20 protein-coding genes and 1 other annotated feature are annotated in these 18572 nt (G+C 50.1%); of the genes, 1 reads left to right on the forward strand and 19 read right to left on the reverse strand.

Features of this window, described 5'->3' with window-relative positions; all coding sequences use genetic code 11:
* Positions 1-13: 13 nt before the first annotated feature.
* The 3 genes from DP091_RS02685 to DP091_RS02695 are packed head-to-tail and all read right to left on the reverse strand — an operon-like array spanning position 14 to position 1825.
* Positions 14-832, reverse strand: a complete 819-nt coding sequence (locus tag DP091_RS02685) for a metallophosphoesterase (protein WP_113056949.1) — start codon at positions 830-832, stop codon at positions 14-16.
* On the reverse strand, positions 829-1239 hold the full coding sequence (locus DP091_RS02690) for a hypothetical protein (RefSeq protein ID WP_113056950.1): 411 nt from the start codon (positions 1237-1239) through the stop codon (positions 829-831). Before DP091_RS02690 ends, DP091_RS02685 begins: the two co-directional genes overlap by 4 nt.
* Positions 1226-1825 carry a CPBP family intramembrane glutamic endopeptidase gene (locus tag DP091_RS02695; RefSeq protein WP_113056951.1) on the reverse strand — a complete coding sequence of 200 codons (600 nt, stop codon included), beginning with the start codon at positions 1823-1825 and terminating at the stop codon, positions 1226-1228. Before DP091_RS02695 ends, DP091_RS02690 begins: the two co-directional genes overlap by 14 nt.
* A 226-nt stretch (positions 1826-2051) precedes the next feature.
* Positions 2052-2282, forward strand: a binding site (T-box leader).
* 191 nt (positions 2283-2473) lie between these two features.
* On the opposite strand from DP091_RS02695, the gene serA reads away from it, so the two are divergent.
* A complete protein-coding gene (gene serA, locus DP091_RS02700; protein ID WP_113056952.1) occupies positions 2474-4066 on the forward strand; it encodes a phosphoglycerate dehydrogenase in 1593 nt (530 codons plus the stop codon).
* Between the two features lie 124 nt (positions 4067-4190).
* On the opposite strand, the gene DP091_RS02705 is transcribed toward serA, so the two are convergent.
* The 16 genes from DP091_RS02705 to DP091_RS02780 all read right to left on the reverse strand — a co-directional run bounded on the left by DP091_RS02705 (position 4191) and on the right by DP091_RS02780 (position 18561).
* On the reverse strand, positions 4191-5624 hold the full coding sequence (locus DP091_RS02705) for an ATP-binding protein (RefSeq protein WP_113056953.1): 1434 nt from the start codon (positions 5622-5624) through the stop codon (positions 4191-4193).
* 1 nt (position 5625) lies between these two features.
* On the reverse strand, positions 5626-6342 hold the full coding sequence (locus DP091_RS02710) for a response regulator transcription factor (protein WP_009595176.1): 717 nt from the start codon (positions 6340-6342) through the stop codon (positions 5626-5628).
* Between the two features lie 101 nt (positions 6343-6443).
* Positions 6444-7697, reverse strand: coding sequence for a c-type cytochrome biogenesis protein CcsB (gene ccsB / locus DP091_RS02715; RefSeq protein ID WP_113056954.1), 1254 nt, complete (start codon positions 7695-7697; stop codon positions 6444-6446).
* Positions 7684-9387 (reverse strand): cytochrome c biogenesis protein ResB, encoded by a 1704-nt coding sequence (gene resB / locus DP091_RS02720; RefSeq protein WP_113056955.1) that lies wholly within the window; start codon positions 9385-9387, stop codon positions 7684-7686. The genes ccsB and resB overlap by 14 nt, the downstream gene beginning before the upstream one ends.
* Complete coding sequence (locus tag DP091_RS02725; RefSeq protein ID WP_113056956.1) at positions 9384-9911, reverse strand: redoxin domain-containing protein; 528 nt, start codon at positions 9909-9911, stop codon at positions 9384-9386. Before DP091_RS02725 ends, resB begins: the two co-directional genes overlap by 4 nt.
* A gap of 125 nt (positions 9912-10036) precedes the next feature.
* A complete protein-coding gene (locus DP091_RS02730) occupies positions 10037-10792 on the reverse strand; it encodes a pseudouridine synthase (protein WP_071223906.1) in 756 nt (251 codons plus the stop codon).
* 21 nt (positions 10793-10813) lie between these two features.
* Positions 10814-11152 (reverse strand): N-acetylmuramoyl-L-alanine amidase, encoded by a 339-nt coding sequence (locus DP091_RS02735; RefSeq protein ID WP_113056957.1) that lies wholly within the window; start codon positions 11150-11152, stop codon positions 10814-10816.
* Between the two features lie 122 nt (positions 11153-11274).
* Positions 11275-11808, reverse strand: a complete 534-nt coding sequence (locus DP091_RS02740) for a spore maturation protein (protein ID WP_071223904.1) — start codon at positions 11806-11808, stop codon at positions 11275-11277.
* A gap of 6 nt (positions 11809-11814) precedes the next feature.
* On the reverse strand, positions 11815-12447 hold the full coding sequence (locus DP091_RS02745; RefSeq protein WP_113056958.1) for a nucleoside recognition domain-containing protein: 633 nt from the start codon (positions 12445-12447) through the stop codon (positions 11815-11817).
* Positions 12448-12510: 63 nt separating this feature from the next.
* Entirely contained in the window at positions 12511-13692 is a 1182-nt protein-coding gene (locus DP091_RS02750; protein ID WP_113056959.1) for a D-alanyl-D-alanine carboxypeptidase family protein, read from the reverse strand.
* Between the two features lie 170 nt (positions 13693-13862).
* Positions 13863-14315 carry a GerW family sporulation protein gene (gene ytfJ / locus DP091_RS02755; RefSeq protein WP_113056960.1) on the reverse strand — a complete coding sequence of 151 codons (453 nt, stop codon included), beginning with the start codon at positions 14313-14315 and terminating at the stop codon, positions 13863-13865.
* Positions 14288-14971 (reverse strand): DUF2953 domain-containing protein, encoded by a 684-nt coding sequence (locus tag DP091_RS02760; RefSeq protein WP_113056961.1) that lies wholly within the window; start codon positions 14969-14971, stop codon positions 14288-14290. Before DP091_RS02760 ends, ytfJ begins: the two co-directional genes overlap by 28 nt.
* A gap of 194 nt (positions 14972-15165) precedes the next feature.
* Positions 15166-15771 carry an SMC-Scp complex subunit ScpB gene (gene scpB / locus DP091_RS02765; RefSeq protein ID WP_113056962.1) on the reverse strand — a complete coding sequence of 202 codons (606 nt, stop codon included), beginning with the start codon at positions 15769-15771 and terminating at the stop codon, positions 15166-15168.
* A complete protein-coding gene (locus DP091_RS02770; RefSeq protein WP_113056963.1) occupies positions 15740-16531 on the reverse strand; it encodes a segregation and condensation protein A in 792 nt (263 codons plus the stop codon). The genes scpB and DP091_RS02770 overlap by 32 nt, the downstream gene beginning before the upstream one ends.
* 67 nt (positions 16532-16598) lie before the next feature.
* The gene (ribH, locus tag DP091_RS02775; RefSeq protein WP_113056964.1) at positions 16599-17066 is read right to left on the reverse strand and encodes a 6,7-dimethyl-8-ribityllumazine synthase; all 468 of its coding nucleotides are present in this window, start codon (positions 17064-17066) and stop codon (positions 16599-16601) included.
* 256 nt (positions 17067-17322) lie between these two features.
* Positions 17323-18561: a bifunctional 3,4-dihydroxy-2-butanone-4-phosphate synthase/GTP cyclohydrolase II gene (locus tag DP091_RS02780; RefSeq protein WP_113056965.1), complete on the reverse strand. Its 1239-nt coding sequence runs from the start codon at positions 18559-18561 to the stop codon at positions 17323-17325.
* Between the last annotated feature and the right edge of the window lie 11 nt (positions 18562-18572).

Genomic DNA, 18572 nt, shown 5'->3' on the forward strand with positions numbered 1-18572 from the left:
CCTGACGTTCGAATTAAGGTTTTTTGCGTAATGTAATCACATGGTATTCTGCGGGACATTGCAAGCGCAGCGGGATATGGGAAGTACCAAACCCCCGGCTGATCAGCATCTTGGAAGAATGTTCGGTCTCGCCCGCCTTTCTCGGCAGTGCATACCATCCGGATTTAAACTCCTTGTAAAAACGCGTCAGACGAACGGCTCCGGCCAGCGGCAGCACGATCTGTCCCCCATGAGTATGCCCTGCCAGCACCAGATCCCCATGCACCACATCCTTGCCCTTGATCCATATCGGATCATGGACCAGAATGATGTGATACTGGTCTTCGGCTGCATTCCCCCGAAACTTAGTGTAAGGGTGTTTCCGGCTGGCCGGCTGCCTTACACCGCTGAGAACCATTAGCTCGTTACTCCGTTTTAACGTCACGGTCTTGTCATTCAGCAGCATAACGCCGCTCTCCCGCAACGCTTTACGGACACCGTCCTTGCCTGCATTGAGATCATGATTCCCCAAGACGGCATAGACGGGTGCGATACGGGCCAGCACCGACATGTTATGCTTCAACCGCTCAAGAGGCACTCCTCTTTCCGTGATATCTCCGCCAAGCAGTACGCAATCCACCGATGAAAGATTGGATAATAGCTTCTCTTCTGACAATTGTCTGCGATGTATATCGCTGATGAACAATATCCGAAACCCGTCAAACGAGTGAGGAATACGTTCGGATACGACTTCTTCCTCACGCACCCGATAGCCCCTGGCCTCAGCCCTCATCCAGCCGATAGCGCACGCACCGAGTGCCGCAGCACCTGCTATCCACATCCACACACTCATAATAACTCCTTTAACAGTTCCTTTAATGGAGGCGCTCCGATAAGTCCCCACCACAGAAGACCTACCATTAACAATATGAAAATGACGATCAATGAGTTCACAAACCATTTGCTCATTCTAACGCGGTACGAGGAATATGTATTCGTGCGTTTAGGAGCGGACACTTCTTCCTCTGTTTGACGCTGACGTGACCGGGTCGATCTCGAACGGCTCAAGCCCTCCGCTGTCGTGCTGCTCTGGGGCTTTTGCTCCACGGAGCTTGCTCGGGGTGGCGATTTGGATCGGCTCCGCGTTTCATCCGCTTGTCGCGTCTTCGCTGCCGTTCTTTTTTCTGATTGAGCCGTTGACTTGTTTTTGCGGCTTTTATTTCGGCTCTGATGTCGCTGCATTCTGCTAAGTTCGTTCATGTTCCTCTTTCCTCCGAAACCGAATCAACATTCCTGATATGAAATCAATCAGAAAATGGCACAGGATTGGTGCCCAAATGGTACCCGTTTGAATATAGACGTAGCCCAGACCGTAACTGCTTAAGAAAACCCACCCGGTTGGAAGCCAATGCTTTAAATATCTGACATGAATAAGCGCGAACAAGATACTCGTCCAGTACGGTCCGAACGCATGCTGGATGGCTCCCCGAAACAATAACTCCTCGCAGATCGATACAACCAAAGCTATAACAAAAATATGCCAAACCGGCCTTTTTCGGAACAGCATTTCATTGATTCCGCCATCGTCCATACTATCCTCTGACACAAACCGGGATAAAACAAAATCCACTGCCAGCATGGCGGCAGCAAGTCCGAGCCCCCAATAAACGAACTCGATATCCTTCGGAATGACAAAGAGCCCAAACGGATTCCTCTGCTGAAACAGGATCCAGATCAACCCTGCGATAAGTGTCAATGCTTGGGTAAGATACAGATTAATAAGCAGCAGCCGATCGTTTAATTGGTGGGCTTCGATTCTTTTTACGCGTATTTTAAATTTTTTCATAGAAGATGGGCCTGTCTTTCATCTTGATTTTTAAGATTATCATCGTATACAACCATCGTAATATCAGAATCATTCAATCATAGGCGGGCATATGCATCATAGCAAATTAACGGCATGACATTCAAGGCTATCCCTTGTTTCTTCCCCTACTTTAAGGCCTATGAACGGAATAAACACCTATTGACACAATGTTAGAGCCATGATACATTATGAAAAAATTAATCTGTGAAAACCGATGATGGAAAAGAGATGCTGTAACGTCCTCAGAGAGCCGATGGTTGGTGTAAATCGGTGGCGTAAAAGTATTCTTGAGCGTTCCTGAGATATTTCGCTGAAACTTGGAGTAGGCGCAAATCGGATGATATCCGTTACCAATCATGGTCTGAACAGACCGCTTGAGGCTGCCGCAACATGGCAGCGAATAAGGGTGGCACCACGAATAACTCTCGTCCCTTACTACGGAGGTAGTATGCGGATTGGGAGTTTTTTTATGTTCCTGTCTCTTTGCCACGACACCGCGTCAAACCTGTATAGACCTCTTGCAGCTTTATTGGAATCTTTGGTGTATAACGGAATACGCCCCGCGTAATCCTTATTCAATATTGCAGTACCGCATTTTATAGAGGATTTTAAGGAGGAAGAGAAACCATGTTTAAAGTATTGGTATCGGATCCGATCAGTGATTTGGGGATCCAGCAGTTAATGGATGCCGCCGATGTGCAGGTAGACAAAAAAACCGGGCTCAACGAGGATGAGCTCACTGCCATTATCGGTGAATACGACGGACTCCTCGTACGGAGTCAGACACGTGTGACAGAACGCATTATGAATGCAGGAACCAATCTCAAAGTTGTCGGCCGTGCTGGCGTTGGCGTTGACAACATTGATCTTGAGGCTGCTACGAAGCGCGGGATCGTTGTTATCAATGCGCCAGACGGTAACACGATTACAACAGCGGAGCATACGTTTGCCATGATGATTGCCCTCGCCCGCCACATCCCTCAGGCCTATGCCAAAACGGTTGGCGGATCCTGGGACCGCAAATCCTTCCTCGGCGTTGAGCTTCGCAACAAAACGCTGGGCGTCATGGGAATGGGCCGAATCGGCAGCGAGGTGGCTAAACGCGCCAAGGCTTTCGGCATGAACATTCTTGCTTTTGATCCGTTCCTCACGGAAGAGCGTGCGGACAAACTGGGCGTGACACTCTCCTCGGTGGATAACATTATCCGCAGCGCCGACTTCATTACGGTCCATACGCCGCTTACGCCGGAAACCCGGCATATGATCGCAAGACCGCAATTCGAAGTGATGAAACCCGGCATGCGGATCGTCAACTGCGCCCGCGGCGGCATCATTGACGAACGCGCCCTTGTCGAAGCGATCGATGAAGGCATTGTTGCCGGAGCCGCATTCGACGTATTTGAACATGAGCCGCCTGAAAGCGATCATCCATTCCTGAACCATCCAAAGGTCATCGTGACCCCGCATTTGGGTGCATCTACCGTTGAGGCTCAGGAGAACGTTGCGATTGACGTGTCGGAGCAAGTGCTTCATATCCTGCGCAACGAGCCGTTCAAAAATGCGGTCAACTTCCCGCTTGTAGCGGCTAGCGTCATGAACAAGCTGCAGCCTTACTTCTCGCTCGGTGAGAAATTGGGAAGTGTAGCGGCTCAGATCACCGCACACGCGGTGAAGGAGATTCACGTTGACTATGCAGGCGAGCTGGCTGAAGTCGATACACAGGCCCTGACCCGTTACATCGTGAAGGGTGTGCTGGAACGTCACCTCGGAAGCGAAGTGAATATCGTAAACTCCATGCATTTGGCAAAAAGCCGTGATCTTCACGTCGTTGTGTCCCAGACACCAAAAACCAAAGACTTCACCAACCTCGTTACCGTTACGCTCAAAACGCAAAACGGTTTGGAGCGAATTGTCGCTGGTACACTCCTGCTCGGTTACGGCGAACGGATTGTCCGTTTGGATAAATTCCCGGTTGATATCTCTCCGGAAGGCCATCTGATTCTGATCTCCCATAACGACAAACCGGGCATTATCGGTCGTGTCGGAACCCTGCTCGGCGAGAACGATGTCAATATCGCCTCCATGCAGGTTGGACGTAAAGTCATCGGCGGTGAAGCCATCATGCTTCTGACGGTGGATAAAGACGTTCCTAAAGACGTTCTGGTCAAGCTTGCCGGGCTCTCGGAACTGAATACCGCGCAGCAAATCGCGCTGGGCTAAATTCAGGCCAGCTATATGATATAAGGGGTTAATCATTGTTCCACGTAGAACAAGATTAACCCCTTTATTTCAACAAAAAAACACGCTCCTTGTGAGCGTGTTTTGTCTTTTGCGGAGACATTGCCTAAGATTCTGCCGATTTTGTTGGAATGATCATCGTAAACACCGTTCCTTCGCCTACTTCACTTGTTGCGTTAATCGTGCCATGATGCGCTGTCACGATATTTTTCACGATGGCGAGGCCTATACCGGTTCCTACTGTCTCCCCCCGCACACGCGCTTTGTCTGCCTTGTAGAATCGCTCAAAAACAAAAGGCAGATCTTCAGGCGGAATACCGACGCCTTGGTCGCTAATCTTCACCTGGAGCGCCTCTGTATTCGAAACGGTAATCCGATCGGCAATGATTCGGATCTGCTTGCCTGAAGGCGTATGACGAAACGCATTATCCAGCAGATTGGTCAGCACCTGTTCAAGCTTATCTTCATCCGCCGCTTCGAGCAGAAGATTCGAGTGGAGTTTGTTGAGCTGAAGATCAATATCGCGCTCCTTGGCACGGACGGTGAACTTCCGGTATACCCTTTCACACAATTCACCTGCGTCCATCTCCCGCAGGGACAATTCTGCATGCCCTGCTTCCATACGGGTTAAATCAAGCAAATCCTTCACCAGCCGGCCCATCCGCAGGGATTCCTCATGAATCACCTGTATCAGCTCCCTGCTCTCCTCCGGCGAAGCCGCCATACCGTCAAGCAGCGCTTCACTGTAGCCCTGCATCATGGACAGCGGCGTTCGGATTTCGTGTGACACGTTGGCAATGAAATCCGTACGCATCTTCTCCAGCGTGACCTGCTCGGTAATATCTCTTAACACAACAACGGCGCCCCGGATCACTTCATCCGAATATAAAGGAGCCATGTGCGCTGACCAAATTCCCTGTTTTACATGCAGGTCAGCGCTTTGGTCCTTCCCTTCGTTCACGGTGGCATAATAGAGCTCACTGAGCGGTTTCGGCATGACATCGGCCGCCCAGCCTCCGCCCTGCAGCTCATCATCCCACTCCAGCCCTTTCCAGGTTTTCATGATTTCCTGCCCTGGCGGATTCACCAAAATGACCTGACCATGATTATCAAAAGTAATCACCGCGTCGCTCATGCTTCTCAGCACGCTGGACAGGTGCTCCTTCTCATGGTTCAAGTTGCGGATATTCGTTTCCAGCTCTGCTGCCATATGATTGAACGTATTGGCCAGCTCGCCAATCTCGTCACTGGTCACAAGATTTAGCCTAGTGCCATATTTTCCTTTACGGATGTCGTTAGCTGCCTCAATGAGCTGCTGCATGGGCTGGGTAATCTTCGTTAACAGAAACAACCCGAAAAAGGTAGTCATCGAAAAACCGATAATGGCCACATAAGTAAATAAACGTTTGATGGCATCCGAATTCGCAAACGTGGTATCGATATAGGGGAGCAAAAATAATCCGAGCGTCAGCAGCACGCACGCGACTAAACAGGTTATCGTAATCCACAGCTTGCCGACGAGTGATCTCCAGAAACTCACGTTACTTCGGGACCTCCAGCTTGTAGCCTACTCCCCATACAGTCGTGATCATCGCTGCGGATTCCGCGGATACCTTATTTAACTTCTCCCGAAGCCGCTTCACGTGGGTATCGACTGTGCGAAGATCGCCGAAAAATTCATAATTCCATACGTCCTTAAGCAGTTCTTCCCGGGAGAATACTTTATCCGGGGACGAGGCCAGGTAGTGCAGAAGCTCATATTCCTTTGGCGTCAAACTGATTTCATGCCCTCCGGCCGTTACGCGGTGAGCATCATGTTCAATGATCAAATGAGGGAATACAATGCTATTGCTTGGGTTTGGTTCCTTGCTCAAATAGGCCGTAGCGGATGAGCGGCGCAAAATCGCCTTCACGCGATAGATCACCTCGCGCGGACTGAAGGGCTTCACAACATAATCGTCTGCTCCCACTTCAAATCCCTGTACACGGTTTATCTCCTCTCCCTTGGCAGTCAGCATGAGAATAGGCGTAGACTTCACCTGGCGGAGACGGGTGCACACTTCGACGCCGTCCATGCCAGGCAGCATGACATCCAGAATAACAAGCCCGTAATCTTCCGAGCTTGCTTTGCGAAGTGCGGTTTCTCCATCCTCCGCCTCTTCGATTTCATACCCTTCCTTCTCCAAATACATTTTTAACAAGCGGCGAATCCGTTCTTCATCATCAACTACGAGAATACGATTTCCGTGCTCTGACATTGGCGGCCAACTCCTTTATTTTTATAGGGAAAATCAGAAGTGGCCCTCTTGTTTAAGAAAGGGCCCTTCTGATTGATCATTCACTGCTATTCTATTGACAATTAATCGGTTCCCGCATAGGAATGCAGACCTGCGATAATCAAGTTGACGCCGACCAGCGTAAACATGACCACGATAAAGCCGATAACGGACAGCCAGGACGAGTGTTTCCCCTGCCAGCCGCGCGATAACCGTAGATGAAGGTATACGCTGTAAAACAACCATGTAATAAGCGCCCATACTTCCTTCGGATCCCATCCCCAGAACCGGCCCCAAGCAATTTCCGCCCAGATCATGGCGAATATGAGACCACCCAGCGTAAATACCGGGAACCCAATCGCAATGGCGCGATAGCTGATTTCATCCAGATCGTCCGGATCCAATCTATTCAGGGCAGGCTGAATGAATTTTGCGAGCGGCTTGCGCAGGATCAGGCGGAGCAATCCGTACAGGATCACCCCCGTGATCAGCGACCATATCACCGTATTCAGCTTACGCCCCGCATTCACGCCGTGCATCCAGGACGGAGCTTCCATGAGTGGAGATTTCATGCCCAAGAAGGACTGCATGCTCTCCGTCTCGCTTTTATAAGGTGCAACAAGCGGTGGCATGTTATATTCCACTTTTACTATTGTACTATTTTCTGTCTTCGGGTCAACCAAAGTCTGGTTGAATTCAGCCTGATATCCGCTTGCACGGAAGCTGTATACCGACAAAATAAATCCGATTAGTATCACGATGGCAAACATGCAAAGTTCAAGCCAGCGCTGTTCTCTGCGTGCGCCTTTGTCTGTTCCGCTAAAGTTAACGGTACGTAGCAGGTGCATCAAGCCGGCAATAAAACCGACCGCAAAAAATGCATCACCCAGCGCAGCCAAGGTTACGTGAATCCCCAGCCAATAAGACTGAAGCGATGGAATCAGAGGCTGCACCTCCTGCGGAAACACGGCTGCATATGCCATGATCAGAATCGCCAGCGGCAGGGCAAACAATCCGAGCAGCGATTTTTTGTAGATAAAATAAAGTACGAGGAAGGCAATCATGATTGCCATCGACAAGAAGGTCATAAACTCATACATGTTGCTGACAGGCACATGACCAGAGCCCGCCCATCTCGTAAAGAAGTACAGCAGATGTCCGATCAAACCGATCGATGCCGTAACAAATGCGATCTTTCCCCATTTAGCCAAATGGGCTTCCGGGTCCCGCTTGCGGAACCGTCGTCCCATTACGGCAAGTGCATACATGATAAATGCCGCACAGTACAAGGTAAAGGCAACGATAAACGCGTTGCCGCTAAAATCAATTAGATTCATGCTTAGTCCCCCTGTTATTCTCCAATGACTTTTCATCGACTTCGATATTCATCTGCTTGAGGATCGCGGAGACCTCCTTGCGAAGCCCAAACCAGTTCTTGTTCGTATGCGCGCCAAGTGTCAGCGTTCCGTTATCGATACGCAGCCAGATCCGGCGATGGGTGAAATAAAAGCCCATGACCAGGCCGACCATACCGATAAAACAACCAATCCAAATGAACGGCATGGCTTTATCCACACGAATATTCAGATAAGTCGTAGATTCCGAAAAGTCCACATCGTCCATGCTGAGAACATCCAGTTGTACGAGCGCTTCTCCACCCGCCAGCTGTGCATTGATTGCTTCCTGGTTAAAGCGTTCCTTATCGATCTGCTTCGGAAAGTAGAAATATTGAATGCCTTCCTTCGGCAGTTCAGGTCCCTTAATCAGAAATAAGAATGCAGGAGCATTCGGGTTAGGTGACAGATTTACCGGTTTGCCGTTATCGCCAAGTCCAAAATCGGTAAAGGATTGTGTAAGCGTTAACGTATATTCTCCCGCCTGATACTCTCTTTGAGGATCGTCGATCGACAATGTGATTTTGCCGTATTCCTTCCCGCTCTTACTGTCAACCAGCACCGGCGAAACCGAACGGAGAATCGGGGTCAGATCATAATCGAATTGATAAGCTTTTAACCCTTTGTAATTGAGTGGATGATTCACCTCGATGTTATGGCGCATCACTTCCACGAGGTCGGGCTCTTTATCGAAATCGTCACAATTGGCCTCGCACATATACAGAATCGCCTGCGTTTGGAACTCCTTCGGCAGTACTTTATTCTTGCCTTTAAATTCCTCAGGCATATCGTCCTCGGTGTAAAACTCCACCTTAAAGCCATCGTTCAATAAATAATAACTGGTGTTCTTGATGCGCACAGGCTCATCTTGAGGGAAGGCCATGTGCTCGTCCATATGCAGTCCAGGAAGATTTCGTCCAAGAACGGCAAGCAGGAAAATAATGAGGCCGATATGAAGAACATAGGGGCCCCAGCGGCTGAACCGCTGCTTCTCCGCCAGTAGGGTTCCGCCATCCGTTCGCACGCGGTAGCCCTTCTTCTTAATGATCGGTTTCACCCGTTCAACCCAGTCGGCACCGTCCTCTTCGACTTGTCCTTGGTATACCACCTTTTGGCGGGTAAGAAAGGACATATGCTTCGGAATCCGCTGTCTGCTGAGCGCTTTGTACAGTGGAAGGACCCGGTCCAGACTGCAAATGACAAGCGATGCGCCGATCATGACAAGCAGCAGCACGAACCACCATGACGTGTATGTATGGGACAGCCCGAGCAAGTAATAAATATGCCCCAACTGCCCGTACTCCTCTTTGTAATAGACCGAGGGGTCAATATTAAGGAATGTGCTTTCCTGCGGAAAGATGGTCCCTAACGAGGAGCCAATCAGGGTAAGCAATATCAGATATATTGCTACTTTTACCGAAGAAAAGAAATTCCATACCCGATCGATAATACCGGGATTTTCTTTTTGTGATCGACGAGCAACGCCGTCATACCGCATTTCCAGAATCGGCTGGGCCTCTGCTTCCTCGGTCAGCGGCTTGCCGCATGCCTCGCAGAGGACCGTCCCCGTTGGATTCTGGTGTCCGCAATCACACTTCGTATTCTGGATCAAAGGCTTGGAACCTTGACTCATTTCGCATTCACCAACTGTTCAATTTGTTTGTCAAGGGTGTTCAAATCCAGTTCGCCTATACGAATATGATCAATTTTGCCAGAGGCCGTAACAAAAAAGGTGGTCGGCATCGGCCCAACCCCGAAGCTGGCAACAGCATCCCGTTTAGGATCCATCAGTATGGGGAACTTCACGCCGGTTTGAGCAACAAAATTCTCAACGGTCATTTTGTTCTCGCCCACATTAATTCCGATGATCTCAACGCCTTGACTGCTCCATTTCTCCCACTGGGCTTGAAGAGCCGGCATTTCCCGCACGCATGGCGGACAGTAGGTGCCCCAGAAATTAATCACCCTGGCCTTGCCTTCGTATTCGCTCATGGTATGTACGCTGCCATCCATGCCTAGAAGTTCAAAGTCCGCTGCCTTTTGACCCACTTTGGGAACCTCATCAGAGCCGAATACAACGGTTGCAACGGCGTAAACTCCGACCAGGATTATGGCAAGCAGAATCACAATCTGTACGCTTTTCTTTGATTTGCCCATAAAGCAGCAGCTTCCTTTCTATGACATTCATCATATCGTTTACTACGGGTGTGAACATCCTATGAACAATTATAACGAAATTTGTCATAAACGCCGCTCGCCATTTTGAATATTATGTGTCGGGTTTAACGTTTTCTCTTCGGTTTCCCGCCCGGCTTAGCGGCTTTCGCCATCTGCAAAAGCTGGTTGATTTCATCCGCTGTCAAATGGCGGTACAAACCTCGTTTTAGATTTTGCAGCAGCAGATCCCCATAAGATATCCGCTTCAATCTCGTTACCGGATGGGAAATCGCTTCGAACATCCTTCTGACTTGACGGTTGCGGCCTTCATGGATGGTAATCGATATGACGGATTGTTTATTATCCGGATCCACATCCTTATATTCCACTTCGGCAGGAGACGTCATTCCGTCCTCCAGCATGATCCCTTGGCGAAGCTTGTCCAGCTCGGTGCCATGGGGCACCCCTTTCACGGTAGCCAAGTATGTTTTGGGCACATGATATTTAGGGTGGCTGAGCAGATTGGCAAACTCGCCGTCATTGGTCAGCAGCAGGAGTCCTTCCGTATCGTAGTCCAAACGTCCAATCGGATATACCCGCTCTTTGATGCCCTTGAGATAATCCGATACAATTTTTCGGCCTTCGGGATCCGAAGCGCTTGTAATAACTCCCTTCGGCTTATTCAGCATAATGTATACCTTTTTCTCATTCTTAATCGGTTTGCCTGAAACCGTAATGATATCCTGAGCTGGATCGGCCTTCGTGCCGAGTTCGGTAACGGTCTCTCCGTTTACCTGCACCTTGCCTTCAAGAATCAATTCCTCGCACTTGCGGCGGGAAGCGACTCCGGCCTGTGCCATAATTTTCTGTAATCTCTCCATGTTCGTTAGGTCACCTCATTCCTAATGATAACCATCGACAGGATAAATCACAAGCGCGTTCCATGGAAAATGTGCCCCAGGGCAGGAGTCGGAGTGAGGAAACAAGTATAACGGGGAAATATCATGGAGTCTGGATAGCTCCAAAATGATTTTGCTGGCGGTAAACAGCTGTGTTTTCTGGTGCAGCGACATGGACTCGTAGCCGATATTAAAATTGCCCTCCAGACAGATGTGAATCTGGCCCGGGTGAACCAGGACAGATGAAGAAGAAACCGAGCCGTCCGGATGGATTTTAAAATCCCAGTTCCGCGGTTCCCGCTCGCACACGGTATGATGAATAACAAAACCCTCGAATTCCATTTCATCACCCCTACTACAATTTGTAATTGCAGCAGTATATGACGCGAGGGAATCGAGGGTATAGGTACACGTCCTGTTACATAGAAAAAACGTTCCGTCCTCTTCCAGACGAATGATCACAATTAACCGAACACCAGCAGGCATACGGCGATTGCCGCAATAAAACCGATCACATCCGAAAACAGCCCCACCTTAAGCGCATACCGGCCATTGCGGATTCCGACGGCGCCAAAGTACACGGTCAGTACGTACAAGGTCGTATCCGTGCTTCCCTGTATGGTCGACGCGATTCGGCCAATCATGGAATCCGGACCGTATGCCCGAATCAGTTCCGTTGTGTAAGCGAGAGAGCCTGTACCCGTCAGCGGCCTGAGAATTCCCAAAGGCAAAATCTCGCTCGGCACGCCTAGCGATTGCAGAAAGGGGCCCGTCCAACCCACAAAAAACTCCAGCGCGCCGGAAGACCGGAACACGCTAATGGCGACCATCATGCCCACCAAGTGCGGGATGATCCCAATCGCCGTGGAGAAGCCGTCTTTGGCTCCGTCCACAAACGATTCATATACGGGCACTTTGCGCGTATAAGCATAAAGCGGGATGAATGCGATAATAATGGGAATAGACCAGGCGGAAACGAGATTAATCCATGACAGCAAGATTCATCACCCCTTCACATCCGGGTTCAGGCTTGTACCGATTCCCGGCGGCTTCTGGCGGCGTAGCGTCCTTCTTCGATACCATCGGTCAGCCATAATGGCGGCCGCCGTTGCAATCGCTGTGGCCAAAAGCGTGGTCCCAACGATTTCCGAAGGATTAGCGGACTCATAATTCAGCCTGATCGCGATCAGCGTTGTCGGTATGAGCGTAATGCTTGCCGTATTTAATGCCAGCAGGGTACACATCGCCGGAGACGCTGTTTCCTTATCCGGGTTTAACTTCTGAAGCTCCTGCATCGCCTTAATCCCCATCGGTGTCGCCGCATTTCCCAGACCGAACAAATTGGCGCTCATGTTGGACAATATATACCCCATAGCGGGATGATTCTTCGGTACATCCGGGAACAGGAAGCGGACAACCGGGCCCAGCAGCTTGGCAACCTTCTTCAGCAGGCCCGCGTCCTCTGCCAGGCGCATCATGCCTAGCCAGAATACCAATATGCTGATGAGACCGAAGGAGACGGTTACTCCCGTCTGGGCTCCGTCAAATGCGGCTTTTGTAACACTTTCGATGTTCCCGTTAACTGCCGCAAAGATAAAGCCGATCAGTATCATCCCCATCCAAATCAAATTGATCATCTCTTCGCCCCCGTTTGCTGCCTCGCTCGCGTGAGAATACACGATCTCTTTAGCGAAGGCTGGTTATGATTTGGCCCTGAACAGATGCCTTAGCACTTCTCCTGCAGACTGCCACAGCGACAACGACCCGATGGGTCCGGATGTGCTTTTGGACCTCTGCAGTACCTCAGGGACTTCAGGAAGCTTGCTTCCTTCCGCATAGACCGGAACTTTGCCGATGCTGACATTATCGAGCAGCAGTTCAATATGACCCCGCAGCCCGAAAGACAAGTCGGGTGTGCTCGCTTTATGGAGGACCAGCCTCTTGACCAGGCGCGCTTCCTCATCATGCGCGAACGCATACGTAAAGGAACTGCCCGTGACCAGTGCATAGCCCTGGATCTTCTGCCCTTTCTCCGTAACCTTTTTCAGAGGAAAATGGTTAAAACCGTAATCCAGCATCTTGGAATGATCATTCCAATCGTTGCCGTCATTCAGCGTAACCGCCGCAATCTGCTGACCGTTTCGGGTGGCGGAGCTTACCAGGCAGCGGAATGCTTTTTTGGTGTAACCGGTTTTGACGCCGTCCGCCCCCTCATAGAAGCGTAGCATCTTGTTTTTGTTATCCCATTTGTAGTCCCACGCTTCATTCGGATTCGGTGCTTTCTTGGTCGGCGTTTTGACAATCTCGCTAAAGACAGGGTTCTTGAGGGCATAAGCCGTCAGTTTGGCAACGTCATTAGCGGAAGAATAATGATCATCATGATCCAACCCATGAGGATTCATAAAATGCGAGTTCGTCAAACCGAGTCCGGCCGCCTTCTCGTTCATCAGCAGCACAAAGCCTTCTTCCGTCCCCCCGACATGCTCGGCAATGGCCGTTGCTGCATCGTTGCCTGATCGCAGCATTAAGCCGTACAGCAGATTCTCAAGCGTCATCTCCTCACCTAACTTCAGGAAGAGAGAAGAGCCCTCTTTGGCAAAAGCATTCTTGGAGACCTTAACGCGATCGTCCAGCTTGCCGTGTTCAATCGCCACAATGGCTGTCATGATTTTGGTCAGGCTTGCGATTCTTAAACGCTCGTCCCCGTTTTTACTGTAGAGCATCCTACCGGAAGTGACATCAATCAGTGCAGCTGCCTGGGCATGATTGGCAGGGCCATTCTCATGATCTGCATGCACGGGGACGGCCGTGCCCAGCAAGCAGCTTATGGCAATCAACATGGATAACAAAGACTTGCAGTTCGTCCATTTCATTTTCATCATTTTATCCTCCGGTGTTCAGAAATCTTGTACAAGTATATGTCGTCCGCGCTAAAGGTATGTCCATTTCATGGTTATTGAATGAGTTCAGCTTCGCTGAATGCTCAGATATCCACTTCTCCTTACAGCAAAAATCCCTTCCGTTATGAACGAAAGGGATTTGCTTGCTCCAATCAGTACGCAGGCGGAGGCGTGGTGCTGTTCGCGGCATTGCTTCCTGATTGAAACATCGACTGGATTTGATCGAGTAAATACGGGGTCGCATCAATAATCCGTTCAAACAGATGGGTTTGATTGTCCAGCGGCACGATGTGCACGCCTTCTTTACCCACGACCAGGAAGGCAATCGGTCGAATGGAGACGCCACCGCCGCTGCCGCCGCCAAAAGGAAGGGCACTATGATCGTTGTGCGTCCCGTTAGTGGTGGTAGTTGTGTGTGTTCCTCCCGCCTCAACGTTGTAGTCGCTACCGCCGGCCGCGAAACCAAACGCCACTTTACTGATTGGCAAGATAACGCTGCCGTCCGGCGTATTCACCGGATCGCCCACAATCGTATTAACGTCCACCATTCCCTTGATGTTTTCCATAGCCGTTTGCATCAAGCCTTGAATAGGGTGTTCTGCCATGATCTAATTCCTCCTTTCACCTTTAACACGCGAACTATAAGTACCAGTCCAGCATACATAGCTTTTCCGCAAGAGATTTTCGCTATGCAGTTAAGCTCTGTGGAAATTTGCGGCGGACCGTTAAAAAGCGGCACCACATCGATTATTGGCAGCTCTTCCATGACCAGGCGATACGACATCCATCCAAGTAACGTATGCTTGATGCCATGCAGCAGCCCAGTCGCTACCGCCGTATCGGCCGCATGCTCCAGGGCAATCCGGGTTGACCAGCGCACATCCATGACATGAACGGCCGACATCGTCTGTCTCAACCATTTTTTGAAACCTTTTGTTGAAAGCATGGCCCGCCCGTAGTCCTTATATCTGATCGTTCTGCTCGAAGCCTTCTCCTCTTTTGAATCGTGTGCAGTTCCCTGTTCTCCGTTTACACCAACGGTCTCCTTCTTAAACTCGATCCCACCGTTCGCCAGGTGAAAGGGGACTGCATACTTGCGCTTAATCAATCCGAAGATCATTTTGATTTCCGCCAACACTTTATATTCATCTTTTTTTAGAACCACATCCAGCTTAATCGTTACCTTGGAGCTCAGCACAACGATCAGCAATACGATGAGGAGAACGACCAGACCAGCCGCCAGAAAGATCCATATCCTCACGAAGTAACCCCCAGCACGAACTTAGTCAAATGTAATCCGCTTGGCTTAGTATGGCAAAAGCGCCTCCAAATGATGCGAAATGGTTCCAACTCCTTGAATTCAAATTTTCGCTTACCGCATAAAAAATCCCGGACGATGGAAATCACCATGCCCGGGATCAACTTTCTGCTATCACCTATACTATTGTATAATGGCTAGCTTTCCTCCACATCATCAAACGTAAGCTGACGACCGTCAAGCTTATCGAACAACAGCTGCGTTTCCTCTTCTAAATTATCGTTATCCTCGAATTGCGACGGCTCCGGCAAATCCTTGATGTTGGCAAGCCCGAAATATTCCAGGAAGGACTTGGTCGTTCCATACAGGATCGGTCTGCCGATCGCCTCGGCGCGACCGACCTCCTCGATCAATCCTTTGCTTACCAGCGTATGGATAGCCCGTTCGGACTTGACGCCGCGGATGTCTTCAATCTCTACACGCGTAATCGGTTGACGATAGGCCACGATGGAAAGTGTTTCGAGTGCGGCTTGCGACAAGGAGGAGCGGGAAGGCGAATACGCCAGGCGCTCAAAATACGGGGCGTGTTCAGCCAGCGTCGCGATTTTGTAACTCCCCGCAATCTGTACGATCTGAATCCCACGCTCATGGCGCTCCCATTCCTCCTTCATGTCCTCAAGCGCTTCGCCAACCAGGCCATCCGATTGCTCGGTGATCTCAGCAATTTGCCTAATCGACAAGCCCTCTTCTCCCGACAGGAACAGAAGCCCCTCAATAATCGATTTCAGCTTCGGATAATCCATCAATGCGTCCTTCCCCTCTCCACTCCATGACGATATCTTCAAACAACTTCTCTTGGTAGCACAAAATTTGCTTCATTTTCATCAGCTCCAAAATGGCCAGGAAGGTTACCACGATTTCATGCCGTACCATCTCTTCGTGAAGCAGCTTGGAGAACAGGATTCTGCCTCCAGGCCCAACCTCCTCCAAAGCATCCAAGACCTGACGAATCCGGTCCTTAACCGATATTTCATCCCGCTGAATGCGGGCATACGATGTACGTTTGACTGCTTTGCTTAACGCTTTTTGAAAAGCGGCGATCAAATCCGAAATATGTAATCCCTGCACCGGATTCTCTTCCACTTCCGGCATGTAAGGCGTCAGGTCTTCCGCTTCCTTGGAATAAATCAGACTGCGTTCCCATTCCTTCTCATGCAGGTGGCGTGCGATGCCTTTGTACTTACGGTATTCGATCAGCTTCGCAATGAGCTCTGCTCTGGGATCCATGTCATCCTCTTCATAAAAATCGAACTCGTCCATTTCGATAACCGGAGGCTTCGGAAGCAGTAGCTTGCTCTTTATAGACAGCAGCGTTGCAGCCATGACCAGAAATTCGCTCGTAATTTCCAGCTCCAGCTCCTGCATGTTGTGCAAATAGGCCATGTATTGTTCGGTAATCTCGCTGACGGGAATATCCTGGATGTCGATTTCCGCTTTATCAATCAAATGCAGCAGCAGATCGAGCGGTCCTTCAAACGTTTCCAGCTTGTATAATACGGTCACGGTGAATCCTCCCGCCAAAAAAATAAAATGCAGTGCTCCAAAAAAAGAGCACTACATTAAATAAGCACTATTTTAGGCTTTTCGTCAAGTTCGCCATTTCGATGGCTGCCATGGCCGAATCCCAGCCTTTATTGCCGGCCTTCGTTCCCGCGCGTTCCACGGCTTGTTCGATATTCTCCGTCGTTACGACACCGAAAATCGTTGGTACACCGGTCTTCAGGTTAATTGCGGATACCCCCTTGGCCACTTCGCTGCATACATAATCATAGTGCGTGGTGGACCCGCGAATGACGGTTCCCAAGGTGATGATGGCATCGTATTTGCCGCTCTCTGCCATTTTTTGGGCAATCAGCGGGATTTCAAACGCACCCGGCACCCATGCCACATCGACTTCGTTCTCCTGTGCGCCGTGACGCTTCAGTGCGTCCAGTGCGCCGCTCAGCAGCTTGCTGGTGATGAATTCGTTGAATCGACCTACGACGATACCGTACTTTAGACCCTCGGATACTAATTTACCTTCAAATATAGTTGCCATGATGAATGACTTCCTTTCGGTTTGGAGTTTATATAAGGTCTTAAGGTGATCATAGTCATTGCTTCGCATCAAGTCGCTGCCGGATCAAATCGTTCTTCCGATCGCTGTTAAATCCTGATTTCATGATCTATTTTTTCAAGGTGGAAATCAGGATTTAAAGGCGACCGCTACCGCTTCTCCAGAACTGATTTGCTCCTCTGCTTATTATGCTCAGGCAAATCCGTCTTCTCAAATAAGACCTTTTGTTATATGGTGATTAGTTGGCACTCTCGTTCTGCTCGATATCACTGAACTTCAGCATATGACCGAGCTTGGCTTGCTTGGTGTGCAGGTAGCCCGTGTTATCCTCGTTCTCCGGCATTTGGATCGGAACGCGCTCTACAACCTCAAGACCATAACCTTCAAGGCCTTTGATTTTGCGCGGATTGTTTGTCAGCAAGCGGATTTGTCTGATCCCCAGATCCTTCAGAATCTGGGCTCCGATGCCGTAATCGCGCAGATCTGCCGCAAAGCCTAGCTTCAGGTTGGCGTCCACGGTGTCGAGTCCCTCTTCCTGGAGCTTGTAGGCCTTCAATTTATTGATTAAGCCGATGCCCCGCCCCTCCTGGCGCATGTAGAGAAGAACGCCTCTGCCTGCTTCATCGATTTGGCGGAGTGCCGCCTCGAACTGGGGACCGCAATCACAGCGATGGGAGTGAAACACATCTCCTGTCAGGCACTCGGAATGCACGCGCACGAGAACAGGCTCATTCCCGTCGATCTCCCCTTTTACCAAGGCAACATGCTCTTTATTGTCCACGTCGTTGGTGTAGGCGACGGCCTGAAACACGCCGAAGTCGGTCGGCATCCGCACGGCTACCTCTCGCTGGACAAGCTTTTCTTTTTCATTGCGGTAATGAATCAGATCCTTGATGCTAATCAGCTTCAGATCATGCTTCTTAGCAATCTCCACAAGGTCCGGCAGCCGTGCCATTGTGCCGTCTTCCTTGATTACCTCGCAGATGACGCCGGCCGGATAGGAGCCGCTCAATCTGGCAAGATCGACAGCGGCCTCCGTATGTCCTGCCCGGCGCAGGACGCCTCCATCTTTTGCGATCAGCGGGAACATATGACCTGGTCTTCGGAAATCGGACGCAGATGCATTCGAATCCAGGATGCCTTTGACGGTGATGGACCGCTCATAGGCCGATATGCCTGTCGTAGTATCCTTATGATCAATGGAAACCGTAAAGGCCGTTCCATGAAAGTCCGTATTTTGGGTAACCATCGGTTTGAGGTCGAGCTCCTGGGCTCTGGCCTGCGTCATGGGCAAACATACGAGCCCACGGCCTTCGGTAATCATAAAATTAATGACCTCCGGGGTTGCCTTATCAGCTAATGCGATAAAATCACCCTCATTCTCACGGTCTTCATCATCGACGACAATGACGACCTTGCCTTCCTTCAAATCGGTTAACGCCTCTTCGATTGTATGAAATGAAAAGCGCTCATCCATCGCTACTCCTC

This window comes from Paenibacillus sp. MDMC362, from assembly GCF_003269305.1.
In the GTDB taxonomy this organism is placed as follows: Bacteria; Bacillota; Bacilli; order Paenibacillales; family Paenibacillaceae; genus Paenibacillus_AQ.